The following is a 16,614-nucleotide window of genomic DNA, read 5'->3' on the forward strand; positions in this document are numbered from 1 at the left end:
CGGCACGCCCCGTGATACCTTGACCAAAAGCCAGGCTAATCGGGTTGTCTATCACATGGGATTGTGTCGACTTGTTGCCAAACGCAGCAACTTGTTTAAGGTTGGAATCCGTTGCATCCGTAAGGTAGACAACGCAATCTTCAAAACCTAAAGACGCAACAATATCGTTAGTCAAAAGCCAAAGCACATCATCTACCGTCTGCACATGAGCAGATTCAATAGCAAAACGCGACAAAGCCCCTAAATAATCTTCTGACACACGACTAACTCACTTAACTGCGGCAAACTACTGCGTTCGAGCATCAGTGCAAACGACAGGTAAATCGTCTCGACTACCCCACTCCGACCACGAGCCATCATACACCGATATCTTCGTAATACCACACTCGTGCAACGATAGCGCCAGCACACAAGCACTGATTCCACTACCACAACTGGTAATCACCGACGACTCTTGATTGATACCTTGTCCAAGCCAGATTTGCTGTAAGGTCTCTACCGGAAGCAACTGCCCAGCATCATCGAGCAAAGAACCATAAGGCACGTTGCATGAGGTGGGGATATGTCCGCTACGCAGGCCGGCTCTTGGCTCCGGTTCGCTGCCACTAAAACGTCCTGCTGATCGAGCGTCAGCTATTTGCGCTGTACCCCTACCCTGTACAAGGCCCAACACTTGATTGGCGCTGACAAAACCGGACGCCAGAGCGCTCACTTGGTAATTCCCCTTTGGAATTTCAGGGGTGCCAGACTCCACCGGCAAGCCCTCGCGCAACCAGGCAGGCAGACCACCGTTCAACACCTTGACACTGTCGTACCCAAAGCTTTTCAGCAACCACCACAGACGCGGTGCTGAAAAAACACCAGCACCGTCATAAACCACAACCATCATTCCGGTATGTAAACCACACGCCTGCATGCCTTGGGTAAACCACTCTGGAGAGGGCAATGTGTGGGGCAAATCGCTGTCAGGTGCACTCCAATAATCCAGGTCGTAGTAAGCGGCACCAGGAATGTGGTGTTCACGGTATTCGGCGACCGGATCACGCCCCATTGCTGGCAGATACCAGCTGGCGTCAATCACGCACACCTGGCCAAAAGAAAGGCGCTCGAAGAGCGCCTTAGGAGAAATTAATGCCGATTCCAGAGTCGCCATCCTAGCGCAGGCTCTGGTTGATTTGCTCCAGCACTTTGCTGCCAGGGCACAGCTCGGTTTCGGTGAGCTGATTCAAAGGGCGTTTGGAGGTCGCCAAGGCTTCGTGCAAATCGCGCGACTGTTTGTCCATGTAAAGCAGACCCGTCAATATCTGCCCCGACTGACGGCTATTTTCTAGCGCCACCATAGCCGACATCCGGTCAAATGGATCAAAACTGTCGTCGACTTTCTTCAAGCGAATGACCGAACCGTCGTGCATCGTAACATCGCGCGTTTTGCCCGGATCGTACTTAGTCGTAATTTCTTCGTGCATGGGTACGAAATCAACAGTGCCAGTGGCTTCCATATGCTCGCGAGTGTATTCGTAGCTTTTCGTCGAACCGGGCGTATTGTTAAAGGTTACACAAGGCGATACCACATCAATCAGCGCAAAGCCGCGATGTGACATCGCAGCCTTAATAAGCGGAACCAACTGCTCCTTGTCACCCGAAAAACTTCGCGCCACAAAGGTCGCACCAAGTTGTAGGGCTACGGCGGGTAAATCAATCGAACCGAAAGGATTGGGCTCTCCCTTTTTGCTGATAGAACCCTCGTCGGCGGTCGCTGAATCTTGACCTTTGGTCAGACCATAACAACCGTTGTTCATGACGATATAGACCATATTAAGGTTACGGCGCGCTACGTGGCCGTATTGACCCAGACCAATCGATGCGGTGTCGCCATCGCCAGAGACGCCCAAGTACAGCAAATCGCGATTGGCCATTGCAGCACCCGTTACCACCGACGGCATACGACCATGGACACTGTTAAAACCGTGCGATTTACCCAAGAAATACGTAGGCGATTTAGACGAACAGCCAATACCCGAGAGTTTGGCAATTTTATGAGGCTCAATGCTTAACTCATGAACCGCTTTGATGATCGCACCGCTAATTGAGTCGTGACCACAGCCCGCACACAAGGTAGAGATAGACCCTTCGTAATCCGCTTTTGTGTAGCCCAATTCATTTCTGGGTAGCTCAGGATGACGAAACTTTGGAATCTGATAACTCATGCTGCACCCCCTTGTGCACGACGGAATCGACGTTGAAATGGCGTCACATTCGAACCGGGTAGTTGTTGCTTAATTTGCTTTTTAATATTTCTAGCGCTAATGGGTGTGCCATCAAAACACAAGACTGACTTCAACTTGTCTGGGCCAAATTCGAATTCGGCCATTAACAAGGTGCGCAACTGTGCATCACGGTTTTGTTCTACCACGAATACGCGATCGTGCTGCTCGATAAAGGCCTCAACATCGTCGTTAAAAGGGAAGGAACGAACGCGCATCGCATCCACGTAAACGCCCTCGTCTGCCAGGTAATCAAGCGCCTCAACGGTTGATGCTTCGCTGGTTCCGTAATAGATAACCCCTAAGTCGGTCTTTTGCGCAGCGGGCTTGAATTCGGGCGCGGGGACGTAATCTTTAATGGTCTCCCACTTGCGCATCAAACGCAGCATGTTCTTCTCGTACTCTTCACCTTTTTCAGTGTAAATCGCATATTCATCGCGCGAGGTACCCCGTGTAAAGAAGGTCCCTTTGCTTGGGTGCGCGCCGGGATAGGTGCGATAACAAATGGCATCACCGTCGACATCGAGGTAACGACCGAATTTTTCCATGCTATCAAGCTGCTCTGCCGTTAAGACCTTACCGCGGTCATAAGTGCGCTCGTCATCCCAGCGCAAAGGCGGCGACATGTTGTCATTCATACCCAAGTCGAGGTCTGTCATTAAAATGATGGGCGTTTGTAGACGTTCAGCCAAATCGAAACTCTGCGCGCCAAACTCGAAACATTCCGCGGGTGATGATGGGAACAGAAGCACTTGCTTGGTATCACCGTGACTCGCATAAGCGGCCGACAGCACGTCCGATTGCTGCGTTCGGGTAGGCATACCCGTCGATGGACCAGCGCGCTGAACATCGATTAATACCGTGGGAATTTCCGCAAAATAGGCAAGGCCCAAAAATTCGCTCATCAACGACAAGCCAGGTCCACTGGTCGCCGTGAATGCGCGCGCGCCGTTCCAGCTTGCGCCAATCACCATGCCAATTGCGGCCAATTCATCTTCAGCCTGAACAATCGCATAGTTGTGTTCACCAGTACCGGCATTGATGCGCATACGCTTAGCGTACTTATCAAAGGCATCAACGACCGAGGTCGACGGCGTAATCGGATACCAGGCCGCAACAGTGGCACCGCCGTACACTGCGCCCAAACCGAGTGCGGTATTGCCGTCCAGCAGTATACTATCGCCCACCGCATCGCGTGTTTCGACACGAATGCTGATTGGGCAGTCAAAATGCTCTTTGGCGTACTGATGCCCCAATTCCAACGCAGCAATATTGGGCAATACCAACTTTTCTTTGCCCTTAAACTGGTCGCTCACCAAGGCACTTAGAACCTTGAAGTCCATATCCAGCAAGGCCGCTAAAGCGCCCACATAGATCACGTTTTTAAACAACTGACGCTGACGAGGATCTTTGTACTGTTCGTTACAAATTGCAGTTAGTGGAATACCGATAAAGGTAATATCCGCACGGTGCAATCGAAGGTCCAGCGCTTTGGTGTTGTCATAGATAAAATAACCGCCCGGCTCTACTTCTTGGATATCGGCAGCCATACTCTGGGGGTTAACCGACAACATGATGTCCACGCCGCCTCGACGACCAAGATAGCCCTTTTCGGAGACCCGTACTTCATACCACGTGGGCAAACCTTGAATATTAGAGGGAAAAATATTCTTGGGACTGACCGGCAAACCCATGCGAAACAAGGCTTTGGCGAACAAGTTGTTGGCACTGGCCGAACCTGTGCCGTTAACGTTGGCGAATTTAATGACAAAGTCATTGACCGCTTTGATCGGTGCTACTGACGCATTCATGCTGCTTGCCCTGCTTTAGAAACCGAGTAAAAGTACTTTTGCATATCCCATGCAGTGGTTGGGCAGCGCTCGGCACACAGCCCACAGTGCAAGCAAATATTTTCGTCTTTAACCATGACCCGCGCAGTTGGCAATTCGGCCGATACGTACAAGTCCGTCGCCAAATTATGCGCAGGACCGGTTAGCTTAGAACGAAGTACCGACTCGTCGTCTTCATTGGCTGTAAAGGTAATGCAATCTGTCGGACATATGTCGACACAGGCATCACATTCGATGCAGCGTGTTTCATCAAAGATCGTCTGCACGTCACAGTTCAGGCAGCGCTCGGCTTCTTTAAAACCGGTTTCTCGATCGAACCCTAATTCCACCTCCACTTTGCGGTCACTGAGCGCCTTGTCGAGATCCACGAGTGGAACAACGTAACGGTCGTCAATCTCAACAGCGTTGTCGTAATTCCATTCATGTACACCCATTTTCGTGCTGACTAAATTGGTGTGAGGGTCCGGTCGCACATGCAAATCTTTACCCTGACAGAACAAATCAATGCTGACCGCGGCCTGATGGCCTTGCGCTACTGCCGTAATGACGTTCTCGGGACCAAATGCAGCGTCGCCACCAAAGAACACATTCGGACGAGTCGATTGAAAACTCACCTTATCGAGCTTTGGCATATCCCATTGATCAAAGTCGATCCCCAAGTTTCGCTCCACCCATGGGAAGGCATTTTCTTGACCAATCGCCATGAGTACGACATCGGCTTCCATAAACACCAAGTCTTCGCCGGTTGGGACCAAACTGCGCTTGCCGCTCTCGTCATAAACGGCCTCCACTTTCTCGAACAGCATCCCTGTGAGCTTGCCGTCCTCAACCACGAACTCTTTCGGAGTGTGGTTATCAAAAATCGGGATACCCTCGTGCTGAGCATCCTCTTTCTCCCATGGCGAGGCCTTCATGTCAGCGTATGGGCTGCGAACCACCACGCGAACATCTTCACCACCTAAGCGTTTAGCTGTTCGGCAGCAATCCATGGCGGTGTTACCACCACCCAACACAATCACCTTTTTACCGACATGCTCGGTGTGACCAAACGCTACATTGGCCAACCACTGAATACCGATGTAAACCGCACTACCCGCTTCTTCTAAGCCAGGCAAATTCAGCAACTTACCTTTTGGGGCTCCGGTACCCACGAATACAGCGTCGTAGTTCTTCTCTAGAATTGAGGCCATGCTGGTGACCTCTGTTTCTAAAAACGTCGTGACGCCCATGTCTAGAATAAAATTTACCTCTTCGTTCAGGACGGTTTCAGGTAACCGGAACGATGGGATCTGACTTCGCATCATACCGCCAGCAGCTCGCTGATTGTCGTAGATATCGATGCTATACCCCAGAGGCATTAAGTCGCGAGCCACAGTTAACGATGCGGGCCCGCCGCCAATACAAGCAATTCGCTTGCCGTTTTTCTGTTCGGGTATCTGTGGCAATCGATCGGCGATGGAGTCTTTGTTATCGGCCGCCACACGTTTTAAACGGCAAATAGCAACGGGTTCTTCATCGATACGCCCACGGCGACACGCCGGCTCGCACGGACGGTCACAGGTGCGCCCCAACACACCGGGAAACACGTTAGATTCCCAGTTAATCATATAAGCCTCAGTGTAGCGCTGTTGGGCAATTAAACGGATGTACTCGGGCACAGGAGTATGCGCTGGGCACGCGTATTGGCAATCCACAACTTTGTGGAAATATTCGGGGTTGCTTACATCTGTAGGATTCACTTCGCTACCTGTCGGTTGGGGGCGATATTTACTCTAATTTTTGGGGGACGAATCGCCGTCGTTACCGCCTTATTTTTAGCCCAGCATTGTGACATATTCACATATCTGTTTTACACCCCTCTTGATCGCTTTTTGTGCAACATTGGCCCACCCAATGTGTGAACAGCGTGTTCAGAAATATTAAAACGTTCTTTATACGAACACGCTTTGTCCTTACTATTTCAAATCTTGAGCCACAACGCTTGGAACGCCTCCATGAAACTGAAGCAGTCTTACCAGCGATTACCCGAACAGCTGTACCATCGATGCGCCCCATCGCCAGTTTCGGCACCCCACTTTTTGGCGATTAACGAGCTTCTTGGGGAGCAGCTTGGCCTAAACCATGAGTGGATTCTGTCACGTGAAGGACTCGACTTTTTTTCTGGCAACGCCAAATCTACTGACTACGCGTCGGTAGCCACCGTGTATGCCGGATTCCAATTTGGTCAATATAATCCTCAACTCGGCGATGGGCGTGCGCTCCTGCTCGGTGAGACCATAGACCATGACGGCCAAGTACAGGAAATCCAGCTTAAAGGTGCTGGGCCCACGCCCTACTCGCGGGGAGGTGATGGCCGCTCGGCACTCGGGCCCGTGATTCGCGAGTACTTAGTCAGTGAAGCGATGCATGCGCTAGGCGTGCCCACGACTCGGGCTTTAATGGCTTTGCGAACAGGCGACACTGTTATCCGAGACCGCTTACAACCCGGCGGCATTCTCGTGAGGGTCGCGCCCAGTCACCTACGTTTTGGGTCATTCCAATTCGCCGCGGCGCGACAAGATGAAGAGGCATTGAACGCACTGATGGCATTGGCCTTTGCTCGACATTATCCGCAGATAGCCGCAGAGCTCCAAACACCGCAACACTTGCTGCAACTCGTCACGGAACGCACCGCTCAATTGGTCGCTAAATGGATGTCGATTGGATTCATTCATGGCGTCATGAATACCGACAACATGTCAATTGGCGGTTTGACTCTCGATTACGGTCCCTGCGCATTCCAGGATGCGTTTGCGTGGCAGCAGGTGTTTTCTTCAATTGATACCGGTGGGCGTTACCGCTACGCGCAGCAACCGAACATCGCCTTGTGGAACCTAGCGCGCTTAGCAGAGGCTTTACTACCCATTTGGCCCGGCACCGATGACCATAAAGTCGCCGAGGCCGAAACCATTTTACGTACCTTTGAGCCGACTTTTGAGACGCATCGCAATTCACTGTTTGCCGCTAAACTGGGGCTACGTCAAGACCACAACGTGTATCAGAGCACCATCGAGCCCTTCCTTAACTTCTTAGAGGAGCACTCGCTAGACTTTACTCTCAGCTTTGCACTGATTGAGGCGCTATCAAAAGACGACCATGACCGTATACATTTGGTTCGGAGCGCGTTACCGCAGCACGCAAGCCTTGAGCGCTTCTGGAACGAGGCCGCTTTCGAGCAGGGCCAGTGGCAGGATGACGCAAGCAATCCGCTCATCATACCCAGAAACCACCAAATTGAAGCGGCCATTAAAAGCGCCGAGCAAGGTAGCGACACAGAAATGTCGAGCCTATTTAGGCTTTACACCTCAAGACCTTCTCTGAAAGATCTCAGTGCCGAGGATCTTCGTGGCCCAGAACCGGGCGAATGGCTTGGCCGAACCTTCTGTGGCACTTAGGCTTCCAAGGAAAGTGCCGCAACCATGAAGCCATGCAGCGTTACCACCAACATGGTCAGAGTCGCTCGCATGCGGCGGTAATCGTTTGTCTGCTCAAGCACTCTGCGCTCGTAGCCCAAAAATACTAAGTACGCTGCGGCAAGCAAAATTAGAGCCCAAAACGGATTAGCCGTTAACATGGCGAGAACCGCAAAAATGACGATGCCATTGCTCACCAATAGTTGAATACCCCCATCACGGGGACGCGCCGCTTGCGCCCACCCCCAGGTAGTACCCGCCAAAAACGAGATAATGGCAAGCGAGTACAGCAAAAACGTATGTTGCCCAAGCGCTTTTGGGTAATCCTCTAAGTAGATAAACGCCAACAGTCCCGCAACGAACGGTATGAGTCCCGCCAACCCCAGCAGCCAACTAGCTCGGGGCATTACCGAGGGTCCTTCCGAATAACGAGGGTAAGCTCACCCACCTTGATACCAAATTTACGCAAAGCCGACTCGTTCAGCAGAGTCGCCTCGTCAATTAGGTACATTCGGTCATCAACAGTCAAATCCAGCGTGCCGTCGCCATAAGGTATGCGCAAAACATACTCCAAAAACAGGCTGTTGCCGGCAAACTCTAACTGCGCCGGTCCGACCACATCCCCAGCAGTTCCGATATATGACCCTGAGCCGTCGGGCGTTAAAGTCCAGACTCGACGCTGTTTTTCACCGTCATCGAACGTGAAATATTCGTCAAGAGTACCCACACCTTCGTCATTCCAATAAGCATCAATATCGGCAACGAATCGACGTGTTACTTGGCCCTTAAAGTCTTTAAGCATTCCATGCGCCACCAAGCGACCATTGAAAAAATCAGTGGCGATAAACGCGGGTTGATTGTTGGCGTATTGATTCACGCCAACGCTACTACAAGCTGACAACAACATGGCTAACACAACAGGTAGGGTTTTCATGCTGAACTCCTTACAAAAAAACCCCGGCATCGCCGGGGTACAAAGCCATCTCTCAAAAAAGGGGGGGGGTGGATGAGATGGCTGTAGGGAACTTGCTCTTGTTACGCCTCGAGTATTTGGGCGGATCACTCGATTCACCGATTTTTTTACGTCGGTTTCGCGTAAGGTAATTTGTCGATTAATTCAGTACGGTAATAACGGTCTAATCCAGACAGCGCCACTACCCCCGCCTTTTCCAAATCGAGATCTCCTTGGTCACTGACCAAGGAATCGCCGACAAACAAATGAACCACTTCGCCGATGATAAAGTGCGTGCCATTAAGCTCAATGGGTATTTCTTGCCGCAGTTCGAGTCCGATTTTGATCGGAGCCTCTGCGACAAACGGGGCCGCAAAACCCCAAAGGCGTTGCGGTGTTAACCCGACGGCATCAAACTCTGAGACTTCATCTGGGTAGCGCGCGGCAGTCTGATGCGCCGCTTTAAAATAACCGCTGGCAACGTGGTTAATCGTATAACAGCCGCTACTGCGAATATTGCGAAGTGTGTGACGGTCAACGCTATCAGGGCGTATTACGAGTCCGAGCAACGGTGGTGCAGCACCTAAGTGTACGACCGAGCTCATAATCGCCAAGTTCTCACCCGAAGTCGCGTCATCAGTACCAATCAAATTTGCGGGCTTGTAGCCACTTATACTGTTGATCAATGACGCCCTGAATCGTTGCCCCCAACTTGCAATTGCTTCACTGTCGTACCACTGCCCTACCACGCTATATCACTCCCATCCCAAGCCTTAAAGGAGCCGCTGTCATCGGCCCCTAATTGTTTAACCACATCCAGCAAGTATTTGCCGGCCTGCTCGCTACTGAACAGCTTCCCCTCGGGTACCGAACCCTGAAATGGCTGCGACAAACCGGTATCGACCGTGCCCGGATGATACGCAACTACCGCGTTCAGAGGACGCGTTCGACGCCATTCCACGCTGACAGTGCGAATCGCCATGTTCAATGCGGCCTTCGAGACTCGGTAACTTAGCCACCCGCCCAATCTGTTATCACCGATCGACCCCACCCGCGCAGAAAGTGCCACTAGGGTGACGGCCTGTTTGCGCGAAAAGTTCTGCTCAATCGCCTGCGCGAGAGCAATGGTCGAATAGGTGTTTACCTCGATAGAGCGCAGCAACGCCTCTTTGCGCACATCTGCCAGACGCTTCTCTGGCATGATGTTATCCCCGTGTAAAAGCCCGATAGTATTGATCACACAACACGGGCTCGACACGTCGGCAAATACATGAGCGAGGGTCTCAGAACAACTCGTATCCTCTTGCCGGAACTGCACACGCGGATCCGCATGACGATGCGCTGACCGAGACAATACAACCACTTTTTCAACCTCGGCACACTGCAAGATTTGCTCTAGCACACCCGAGCCAATACCGCCGTAACCGACTATCACGTAGTCACGCGCATCCATATTATCTCTCGCAACCTAAGTCGGCAGAACAGCCGTACAATTTTTCGTAACGCCGCTTAGCCCAACGCGCGTAAATGGCTTTCACCAGCGGCGCAAAAACGCGCCACTGTAAAGGACGAAGGATCCAACCAACAGAAGTATATGACCACGCCGCCACCGACGCCTCTACGCCAAGCAGGTAGTTTCCGGGGGCTACTTCCAAGTGTAAAACCTGTAACCGTTTTGCCTTCTCATCTTCACTCAAATTTGCTGCGTGAACATCGACAAGCTGCAATGATTCTGTCTTCAAACGCCGCAATAGGCGCATCTCTTTCGCACACAAAGGGCACAAACCGTCGTAATAAAGTACCGCTGACATACTTCCTCCATTTCCAAAACTATACGCACGATTGGCGCAAACAGACCTATAAATGGCCGAACACTGGGTTTAGACTCAAGCAAGCATTGCGAACAATAAAGATCATTGCCTACTTGTGGAGGTAACAATGGCTGAAAGAAAATTCGAAGATATTAATAATTTCCCGCGTGACGCGGTCGCAATTGACCCGTTCACTATCCCTATCGACGAGGTTGACCCGGCCAACCCCTTCCTGTTCCAGGCAGGCAAAGAATTACCTTGGTTTGCAAGACTCCGAGCCGACGACCCCGTACACTACACCGAAGACTCCAATTTCGGTCCCTATTGGTCAGTGACGCGCTACGAAGATATTATGGCAGTCGACCTAGCGCACGATGTGTTCTCATCAGAACCCATAATCACCATCGGCGAACCTTTGGAAGATTTCGATTTACCCATGTTTATCGCTATGGATCGCCCCAAACACGACCAGCAACGACGCGAGGTAGCACCGGTCGTCGGCCCAGCCAACTTACCCAACTTCGAAAAGCTCATTCGTGAGCGCACTCAATCGGTGCTGGACGAGCTGCCCATCGGCGAAGAATTCGACTGGGTAGAAAAAGTATCGGTTGAACTGACAACCCGCATGTTGGCAACTTTGTTTGATTTTCCTTATGAGGAACGGGCCCGATTAAAGCGTTGGTCTGATGTCGCAACAGCCACCCCCGGTGCCGGTATTATCGACACGGAAGATCAACGCAAAGAAGAGCTTTTAGAGTGCGCCACACGGTTTATTGAGCTGTGGAATGAGCGTGTCAACCAGCCACCAAAATTCGACTTTGTGTCGATGCTAGCGCACGGCGAAAGCACCAAAAATATGGACACGATGGAGTACTTAGGCAACCTGATTCTTCTGATTGTGGGCGGCAACGACACGACCCGCAATACGATGTCATCCAGCGTGCTTGCTATGCACCAAAACCCTGAGCAATTCGCACAGGTTAAAGCCGATCAGGGTTTAATCGAAAGCATGGTCAGTGAAACCATTCGCTGGCAAACACCGCTGGCGCACATGCGCCGCAAAGCCAAAATGGATACCGTACTTGCCGGCAAAACCATCAAAGCCGGCGACAAGGTGGTTATGTGGTACATCTCGGGTAATCGCGATGAAAGCGTGTTCCCCGACGCCGATCAGTTTAATCTCAACCGAGACAATCTGCGTCGCCATTTGGCGTTCGGATTTGGTATACACCGCTGTATGGGCAACCGTCTGGCGGAGATGCAGCTTAAAATCCTATGGGAAGAAATCCTCGCTCGCTTCGACCGTGTCGAGGTCGTCGGTGAAGCAAAACGAGGGCTTAGCGTGTTCGTCCGAGGTATTACCGAACTTCCAGTGATACTGCACAAAAAAGCCTAGACGGTTTTAGGCCATCGCAATGCGGTGGCCTGTTCTCTCTTTATTCGCCACCACCTGACGCTGTAGCGCCGAGTAAGCACTGCTAAGTGCAGGTGTACACCTCGTGGTCCAGCCAAGCAATCAGTGACACCAAGGGACGAAGGTTAACCTATCCTCCCGCAAAAGATGTTCTTGTAAGTTCTCGAACACCAAAATCTAGCGGGCAAAAAAAAGCCCGCCGAGGCGGGCTGATGGTTACTGTCTTACTCAGAAACGGTAGCTAAAATCCACCCCATAAGCGGCTTGCGCTGATGGGTGGTTAAATGTGCCGCCGAACTCAGGCGCAGGAATCACTTCTTGCAGGTAGAGTTCATCGGTGATGTTCTTGCCCCATGCGGTTACCGACCACTGTTCACCCGACAAGCTGATGCGCAAGTTGAGCGTATCGTAGGCGTCGCGCTGAGCGTTTGAACCCGTCGCTGGATCTAAGAAGTCGGAGTCAAACACTGGTGCACCCAGCAAAAAGTTCCAAACCGTTGGTGATGGCTCACCTTGCAAGGTGTGGAACCACATGGCGCCGGTATACTGCCAGTCGGCACGAACGCTCAACTCCAGACCCTCACCCAATTGCTTGACATACTGGGCACCCAGAGTTGCGGTCTTTTCGGGCGCTTGTGGCACATCGTTACCCACGCTCAGCGGGCGATGGCGGTTCGCTTCAATTTCAGAGCTCATCAAACCGATGCCACCGAACAGGCTGATCTCTTCGTTCACCACGAAGTTCACGTCCGCTTCAAAACCTTCGATGTACAGCTCATCAATCGTCGTCACGCTTCGCAACAAACCGAAGGGGCCAGCGAAGAACTCGAAGAACTGGTTGTCATCGACGCTGGTTCGGAATAGTGCCGCGTTGACGCGCAATCGGCGATCCATGAATTCGCCTTTCGCACCTAACTCGATGTTGGTAGAGACCTCTTTATCGTAGGCGTCGGGCACTGAAATACCAGCACCAACGGCCTCACCTGGGCCGCCGTAGCCTGCGTTAAACCAGAAGTTCAAGGTGTCTTCGGTCCCTACCGAGTTAAACCCACCGCTGCGGAACCCCACGCCATAGCTGGCATAGACGTTGATTTCATCGCTGGCCTGCCAGCTCCAAGTGACCTTGGGCTGCAGCTGCGAGAATGACTCGCTACGATTGGGGATACCATTAGGGAAATTAGCCAAGGCAGCATTGATCGGCAGTGCTTGGAAGTTGCCGTCCAATAAATTCACATTTAAACCGGAACCGGCTACGTTAGGCACCTTGTTGTTCACGTCACGCGATTCATAGTCGTAGCGCAAAGCAAAAGCCAATTCCATGGTGTCGTTGATATCGAACTCAACCTGCCCATAGACCGAAGCCACGGAAGTGTCAAAATCATCCCAGAACAATAAATCGGTCGGGTTGGGCCCAGTTGCAGGCACGTAGGGCTGACGCAAAAAGCCCGCGCCGGTATCAGCACCATAGGCAACCACAACCTCACGCTCGATTTCCGCTAGGTAAAAGCCAGCGATCCAACGAACATCGGAATCTTCTTTGCTGGTAAAACGTACATCAATCGACATGTCCGTCTGATTGCGCTCTTGATACTGGTAACCGTCACAGCTTAACGGTGTGTATGGGCCGTAGACACCGGCAAAGTTCGCGTCATCAGCAAAGGGATCGTACCCGGCGCCGCTGCCCGAGGGTGGCAAAACACCGAAAGGCTGGAAAGCGGGACCAAAGAAATCGCTGGTAAAGCTATTCAATGACGCACGATCTGCCAAGCAAGCAGGTGTCACTTCGTACCCATAAAACGTCGCCGCGGTCCCATCCGACAACAAGTATTCCTCGAGGTCATTGTACGAGAAGCTAGCGGTCATATCTGCAAAGCCAGCGTCCATATCCAGCTTGATTGCGAGATCCATGGTTTCTTGTTCGTTTTCACCCGGCACATTAAACACGAAGTTAAACGGCTGATCGTTTACGTCAACGGCAAAGGTCGGGCTACCAAACACAGCCACAAACTGGGGAATCGCAAAAGCCGCATTGAAGTTAATCGCGCCGCCCTCCGCTTTACTGTAACCAGCGCGGATATCTAGACTGGTCGTGTCGCTAATATCCCAAATGACGCGACCGCGGTAGCTTTGGTCTTTGAGAAAGTCGACGGCGTCATCTTGGCCCGTGAACGTATTTTTGTAAAAACCATCGGTTTCTCGGTTACTAAACGAAAAACGACCGTAGACAGAGTCTTCAACGATGGGACCGCTGACCGTGCCACTCACTTTTGTCGCATTGTTGTTTGCTATACCACCGGTGAGTTTGGCTTCAAATTCGTTTGAAGGTTTTTTCGTAGTCACCAAAATAGCACCGGCAACAGCATTACGGCCGTATAACGCCCCTTGAGGACCTTTTAACACTTCAATTTGCTGAACGTCGAACAGTTCTTCGTTAAAGCTATTCGGGTTTGTGCTTAACACGCCATCCACAACATAGGCGAAAGTGGATTCTGCGTCGCGCGTCGACACGATACCGCGAATGCTGACCTGCGTATCACCAATGTTCGCGGTATCGACCAGCGTCACGTTGGGAATCAAGCTAATGTAATCATCGGCGCGCTCAATACCCGCGCGTTCGATGGTGTCTTCACCTAAAGCAGTGACCGCGATCGGTACTTCTTGCAGGTTCTCGGCGCGTTTCCGAGCCGTAACAACGACCTCTTCCAAGGTAAATCCAGATGCTTGCGCCACTGAAACACCGCTGTATCCGGTGGCCAATAACGACAAAGACATCCCCGCTAGTACTTTTCTTCTAAAGTTCATGGCATCCTCCTGCCTATTTTGGGTATTGCTCCTAACCTTCTTTCTTCTTAGCGACCTTGCTCTAAGGTCTTCAAGCGCCGCCACAAGGTGGTGGTGCTTATTCCTAAATGCTCGGCAACCGCTTGTCGATCACCGTCATACATCTGCATGGCAGACTCTATGGCCTGCAACTCATTCTGCTTAAGCGCACCGGGAGCTGTGAACCCTGCGCCCTCTCTAAACAGCTCGGGCAAACTTGCTCGAAGCAAGGCTTCGGTGACATTACCCGATGGCTCAACCATCAGCGCCACGACAACACGCTCGCAAAAACTCTCAAGCTCGCGTACGTTTCCGGGCCAGCGATAACGTTCAAAATGAGCACTAAGGTCTGCATAAATCTCGTCCGACGAGGCACTCAAACCGTACTGCTGCGCAAATACCTCTAAGTAATACGCAGCAATCGCCGATATGTCTTCTTTTCGCTCTCGAAGCGGGGGAATTTCCAAGGCAAAGGTATTCAAGCGGTAGTACAAATCCTCGCGGAACCGCCCTTCTTCAACATCCTGAAACAATGGCCGGTTGGTTGCTGCTACAACTTTTAAATCCAATTGGATGCTGCGCTCGCTACCTACCGGACGGAGCACTTTGTCCTGTAAAATACGCAAAAGTTTAGATTGTTGCGCCAGCGGCATCTCCGCCACTTCATCCAAGAAAAGGACGCCTTTGTTGGCTTGCTCTAGCAACCCGCGATGACCGCCCCGACGAGAGTTTGTAAAGGCGCCCTCTTCGTAGCCGAACATTTCACTCTCGAACAATTCAGAGGGCAAGCTACCGCAGTTCACCGCAACCAGCGGACCATTCGCATGGCGGCTATGACGATGAATCTCTCGAGCGATATGTTCTTTACCCGTGCCCGACTCTCCGACGATTAAAACCGCACCGTGCGCCACAGCATAGGTTTTTGCTAGCGAGGCCACCTTGCTCATACGCGGCGAACTCACCACAAAATTCGCCGCTTTTATCGATGGCGCCTTTACCGCAGCCATGGCCTGAACCGGGCGGTAGCGCACCAAATAACCCAGAAGATGGTCGTTATGTTCAAGTACATCCACGATCTGAAGGTAGCGGTCATTCGCAAGTGCCACCCACCGTTCAGTATGAACATTCTGAATATCGTTCAAATGCCAGGATTGACGCAGGCGGCTATTGAGCCGCCTCGCCTCGCCTAACGCTTGCTGCGCTTTCGGGTTGAGCTCCAAGATGTTTTTTTCAGGATCAAGCAAAAACAGCAAATCTTCAGTTTGCTCGAACAAGTGATCGCGCAAATACGAGTGGCGCGCCTGCAGCAGGGAACGCTGGGCAACCGCCATCGCGTTCTGAATCATGTCCTCGGCGGATTCTCGGCTGTAGAGTAAGATTGATGGGATACCCTCTTTTTCCGCCATGTGGCAGGTGTAACTCGGGCCCACCACGACCTCGGGCTTTTCCGCCAACGACAAATAGAACACCTCGGAGGCCTCATCCGAGGTACGGTAAAACTTATGGATAACCGTAATGCCTAACAAATCACCGAGCTGGGCGATCAAGCGCGCCTGAACCCCGGTGGGCTCTGCATAGGTGAATAAGTGCACTTTAGAGCTTACTTGCTTGGCTTTAATACAGGCTTCGATAACATCAGCATCTCTTACCGGTTGGCTCACCACAGGCACAGCCAAGGTATCCGCAAGATAGGCAGCATTTGCACCCGCGCTCATAATAACGTCTGGATGATAACGATCGATCAAGGCATCAAAGTTGGTCTTACTCGATGCACCCAAATCGTGGAACGACAAATCAATCTGCTGAGTGTATTTACCAACAACCGAGTACACCAGTTCACTGAAACGCCGAAAGCCCAGAATTAACATTCTAGGTTTCGTCGTGCCCAAACCGCGGGTCATGATTTTAACCTCTTGGGCAATAGCTGCAGGGTCTGTTCCAGCGACAATACATCCACATACTTGGCGTGCAGGTCGTGGAGGTTCGCTTCGTGGGCATCCAGATTTCGGTCACCCACAGCATCCCTTACGACCACCGTGGGATAGTTGTGA

14 protein-coding genes are annotated in these 16,614 nt (G+C 51.8%); 2 read left to right on the forward strand and 12 right to left on the reverse strand.

Annotated elements, in window-relative coordinates:
• The 5 genes from ACTF5Z_RS07955 to ACTF5Z_RS07975 form a co-directional block, all read right to left on the reverse strand.
• On the reverse strand, positions 1 to 259 hold a 259-nt coding region (locus ACTF5Z_RS07955), incomplete at its 3' end, for a hypothetical protein (RefSeq protein ID WP_438985178.1).
• 27 nt (positions 260 to 286) lie between these two features.
• Positions 287 to 1,153 carry a 3-mercaptopyruvate sulfurtransferase gene (gene sseA / locus ACTF5Z_RS07960; RefSeq protein ID WP_438985179.1) on the reverse strand — a complete coding sequence of 289 codons (867 nt, stop codon included), beginning with the start codon at positions 1,151 to 1,153 and terminating at the stop codon, positions 287 to 289.
• A gap of 1 nt (position 1,154) precedes the next feature.
• Positions 1,155 to 2,207 (reverse strand): 2-oxoacid:ferredoxin oxidoreductase subunit beta, encoded by a 1,053-nt coding sequence (locus ACTF5Z_RS07965; protein WP_438985180.1) that lies wholly within the window; start codon positions 2,205 to 2,207, stop codon positions 1,155 to 1,157.
• Entirely contained in the window at positions 2,204 to 4,075 is a 1,872-nt protein-coding gene (locus ACTF5Z_RS07970) for a 2-oxoacid:acceptor oxidoreductase subunit alpha (RefSeq protein ID WP_438985181.1), read from the reverse strand. The genes ACTF5Z_RS07965 and ACTF5Z_RS07970 overlap by 4 nt, the downstream gene beginning before the upstream one ends.
• On the reverse strand, positions 4,072 to 5,853 hold the full coding sequence (locus ACTF5Z_RS07975) for an FAD-dependent oxidoreductase (RefSeq protein WP_438985182.1): 1,782 nt from the start codon (positions 5,851 to 5,853) through the stop codon (positions 4,072 to 4,074). Before ACTF5Z_RS07975 ends, ACTF5Z_RS07970 begins: the two co-directional genes overlap by 4 nt.
• A gap of 207 nt (positions 5,854 to 6,060) precedes the next feature.
• Between ACTF5Z_RS07975 and ACTF5Z_RS07980 the strand changes: the two genes are divergently transcribed.
• A complete protein-coding gene (locus tag ACTF5Z_RS07980; RefSeq protein ID WP_438985183.1) occupies positions 6,061 to 7,548 on the forward strand; it encodes a protein adenylyltransferase SelO in 1,488 nt (495 codons plus the stop codon).
• Here ACTF5Z_RS07980 and ACTF5Z_RS07985 read toward each other — a convergent pair.
• The 5 genes from ACTF5Z_RS07985 to ACTF5Z_RS08005 form a co-directional block, all read right to left on the reverse strand.
• Positions 7,545 to 7,973, reverse strand: a complete 429-nt coding sequence (locus ACTF5Z_RS07985) for a DUF3429 domain-containing protein (RefSeq protein ID WP_438985184.1) — start codon at positions 7,971 to 7,973, stop codon at positions 7,545 to 7,547. The genes ACTF5Z_RS07980 and ACTF5Z_RS07985 overlap by 4 nt on opposite strands.
• Positions 7,973 to 8,500 carry a DUF3833 domain-containing protein gene (locus ACTF5Z_RS07990; protein ID WP_438985185.1) on the reverse strand — a complete coding sequence of 176 codons (528 nt, stop codon included), beginning with the start codon at positions 8,498 to 8,500 and terminating at the stop codon, positions 7,973 to 7,975. Before ACTF5Z_RS07990 ends, ACTF5Z_RS07985 begins: the two co-directional genes overlap by 1 nt.
• Positions 8,501 to 8,646: 146 nt before the next feature.
• A complete protein-coding gene (locus tag ACTF5Z_RS07995) occupies positions 8,647 to 9,267 on the reverse strand; it encodes a flavin reductase family protein (protein WP_438985186.1) in 621 nt (206 codons plus the stop codon).
• The gene (locus ACTF5Z_RS08000) at positions 9,261 to 9,971 is read right to left on the reverse strand and encodes an SDR family oxidoreductase (protein ID WP_438985187.1); all 711 of its coding nucleotides are present in this window, start codon (positions 9,969 to 9,971) and stop codon (positions 9,261 to 9,263) included. Before ACTF5Z_RS08000 ends, ACTF5Z_RS07995 begins: the two co-directional genes overlap by 7 nt.
• Position 9,972: 1 nt before the next feature.
• Positions 9,973 to 10,329 (reverse strand): thiol-disulfide oxidoreductase DCC family protein, encoded by a 357-nt coding sequence (locus ACTF5Z_RS08005; RefSeq protein WP_438985188.1) that lies wholly within the window; start codon positions 10,327 to 10,329, stop codon positions 9,973 to 9,975.
• Between the two features lie 127 nt (positions 10,330 to 10,456).
• Here ACTF5Z_RS08005 and ACTF5Z_RS08010 point away from each other — a divergent pair, with 127 nt between their 5' ends.
• Positions 10,457 to 11,725, forward strand: a complete 1,269-nt coding sequence (locus ACTF5Z_RS08010; protein ID WP_438985189.1) for a cytochrome P450 — start codon at positions 10,457 to 10,459, stop codon at positions 11,723 to 11,725.
• Between the two features lie 246 nt (positions 11,726 to 11,971).
• On the opposite strand, the gene ACTF5Z_RS08015 is transcribed toward ACTF5Z_RS08010, so the two are convergent.
• Together ACTF5Z_RS08015 and ACTF5Z_RS08020 are read right to left on the reverse strand one after the other, a co-directional pair.
• The gene (locus tag ACTF5Z_RS08015; RefSeq protein ID WP_438985190.1) at positions 11,972 to 14,545 is read right to left on the reverse strand and encodes a TonB-dependent receptor; all 2,574 of its coding nucleotides are present in this window, start codon (positions 14,543 to 14,545) and stop codon (positions 11,972 to 11,974) included.
• 47 nt (positions 14,546 to 14,592) lie between these two features.
• Complete coding sequence (locus ACTF5Z_RS08020) at positions 14,593 to 16,464, reverse strand: sigma 54-interacting transcriptional regulator (RefSeq protein WP_438985191.1); 1,872 nt, start codon at positions 16,462 to 16,464, stop codon at positions 14,593 to 14,595.
• Positions 16,465 to 16,614: the final 150 nt, after the last annotated feature.

Source organism: Aequoribacter sp. (assembly GCF_965659035.1).
Taxonomy (GTDB): domain Bacteria; phylum Pseudomonadota; class Gammaproteobacteria; order Pseudomonadales; family Halieaceae; genus Aequoribacter.

What these genes read in the sequence shown, in the direction of transcription:
- sseA (WP_438985179.1), bottom strand. Translation starts at nt 1,153, where the DNA reads ATGGCGACTCTGGAATCGGCATTAATTTCTCCTAAGGCGCTCTTCGAG.
- ACTF5Z_RS07965 (WP_438985180.1), bottom strand. Translation starts at nt 2,207, where the DNA reads ATGAGTTATCAGATTCCAAAGTTTCGTCATCCTGAGCTACCCAGAAAT.
- ACTF5Z_RS07970 (WP_438985181.1), bottom strand. Translation starts at nt 4,075, where the DNA reads ATGAATGCGTCAGTAGCACCGATCAAAGCGGTCAATGACTTTGTCATT.
- ACTF5Z_RS07985 (WP_438985184.1), bottom strand. Translation starts at nt 7,973, where the DNA reads ATGCCCCGAGCTAGTTGGCTGCTGGGGTTGGCGGGACTCATACCGTTC.
- ACTF5Z_RS07990 (WP_438985185.1), bottom strand. Translation starts at nt 8,500, where the DNA reads ATGAAAACCCTACCTGTTGTGTTAGCCATGTTGTTGTCAGCTTGTAGT.
- ACTF5Z_RS08000 (WP_438985187.1), bottom strand. Translation starts at nt 9,971, where the DNA reads ATGGATGCGCGTGACTACGTGATAGTCGGTTACGGCGGTATTGGCTCG.
- ACTF5Z_RS08005 (WP_438985188.1), bottom strand. Translation starts at nt 10,329, where the DNA reads ATGTCAGCGGTACTTTATTACGACGGTTTGTGCCCTTTGTGTGCGAAA.
- ACTF5Z_RS08010 (WP_438985189.1), top strand. Translation starts at nt 10,457, where the DNA reads ATGGCTGAAAGAAAATTCGAAGATATTAATAATTTCCCGCGTGACGCG.
- ACTF5Z_RS08015 (WP_438985190.1), bottom strand. Translation starts at nt 14,545, where the DNA reads ATGAACTTTAGAAGAAAAGTACTAGCGGGGATGTCTTTGTCGTTATTG.
- ACTF5Z_RS08020 (WP_438985191.1), bottom strand. Translation starts at nt 16,464, where the DNA reads ATGACCCGCGGTTTGGGCACGACGAAACCTAGAATGTTAATTCTGGGC.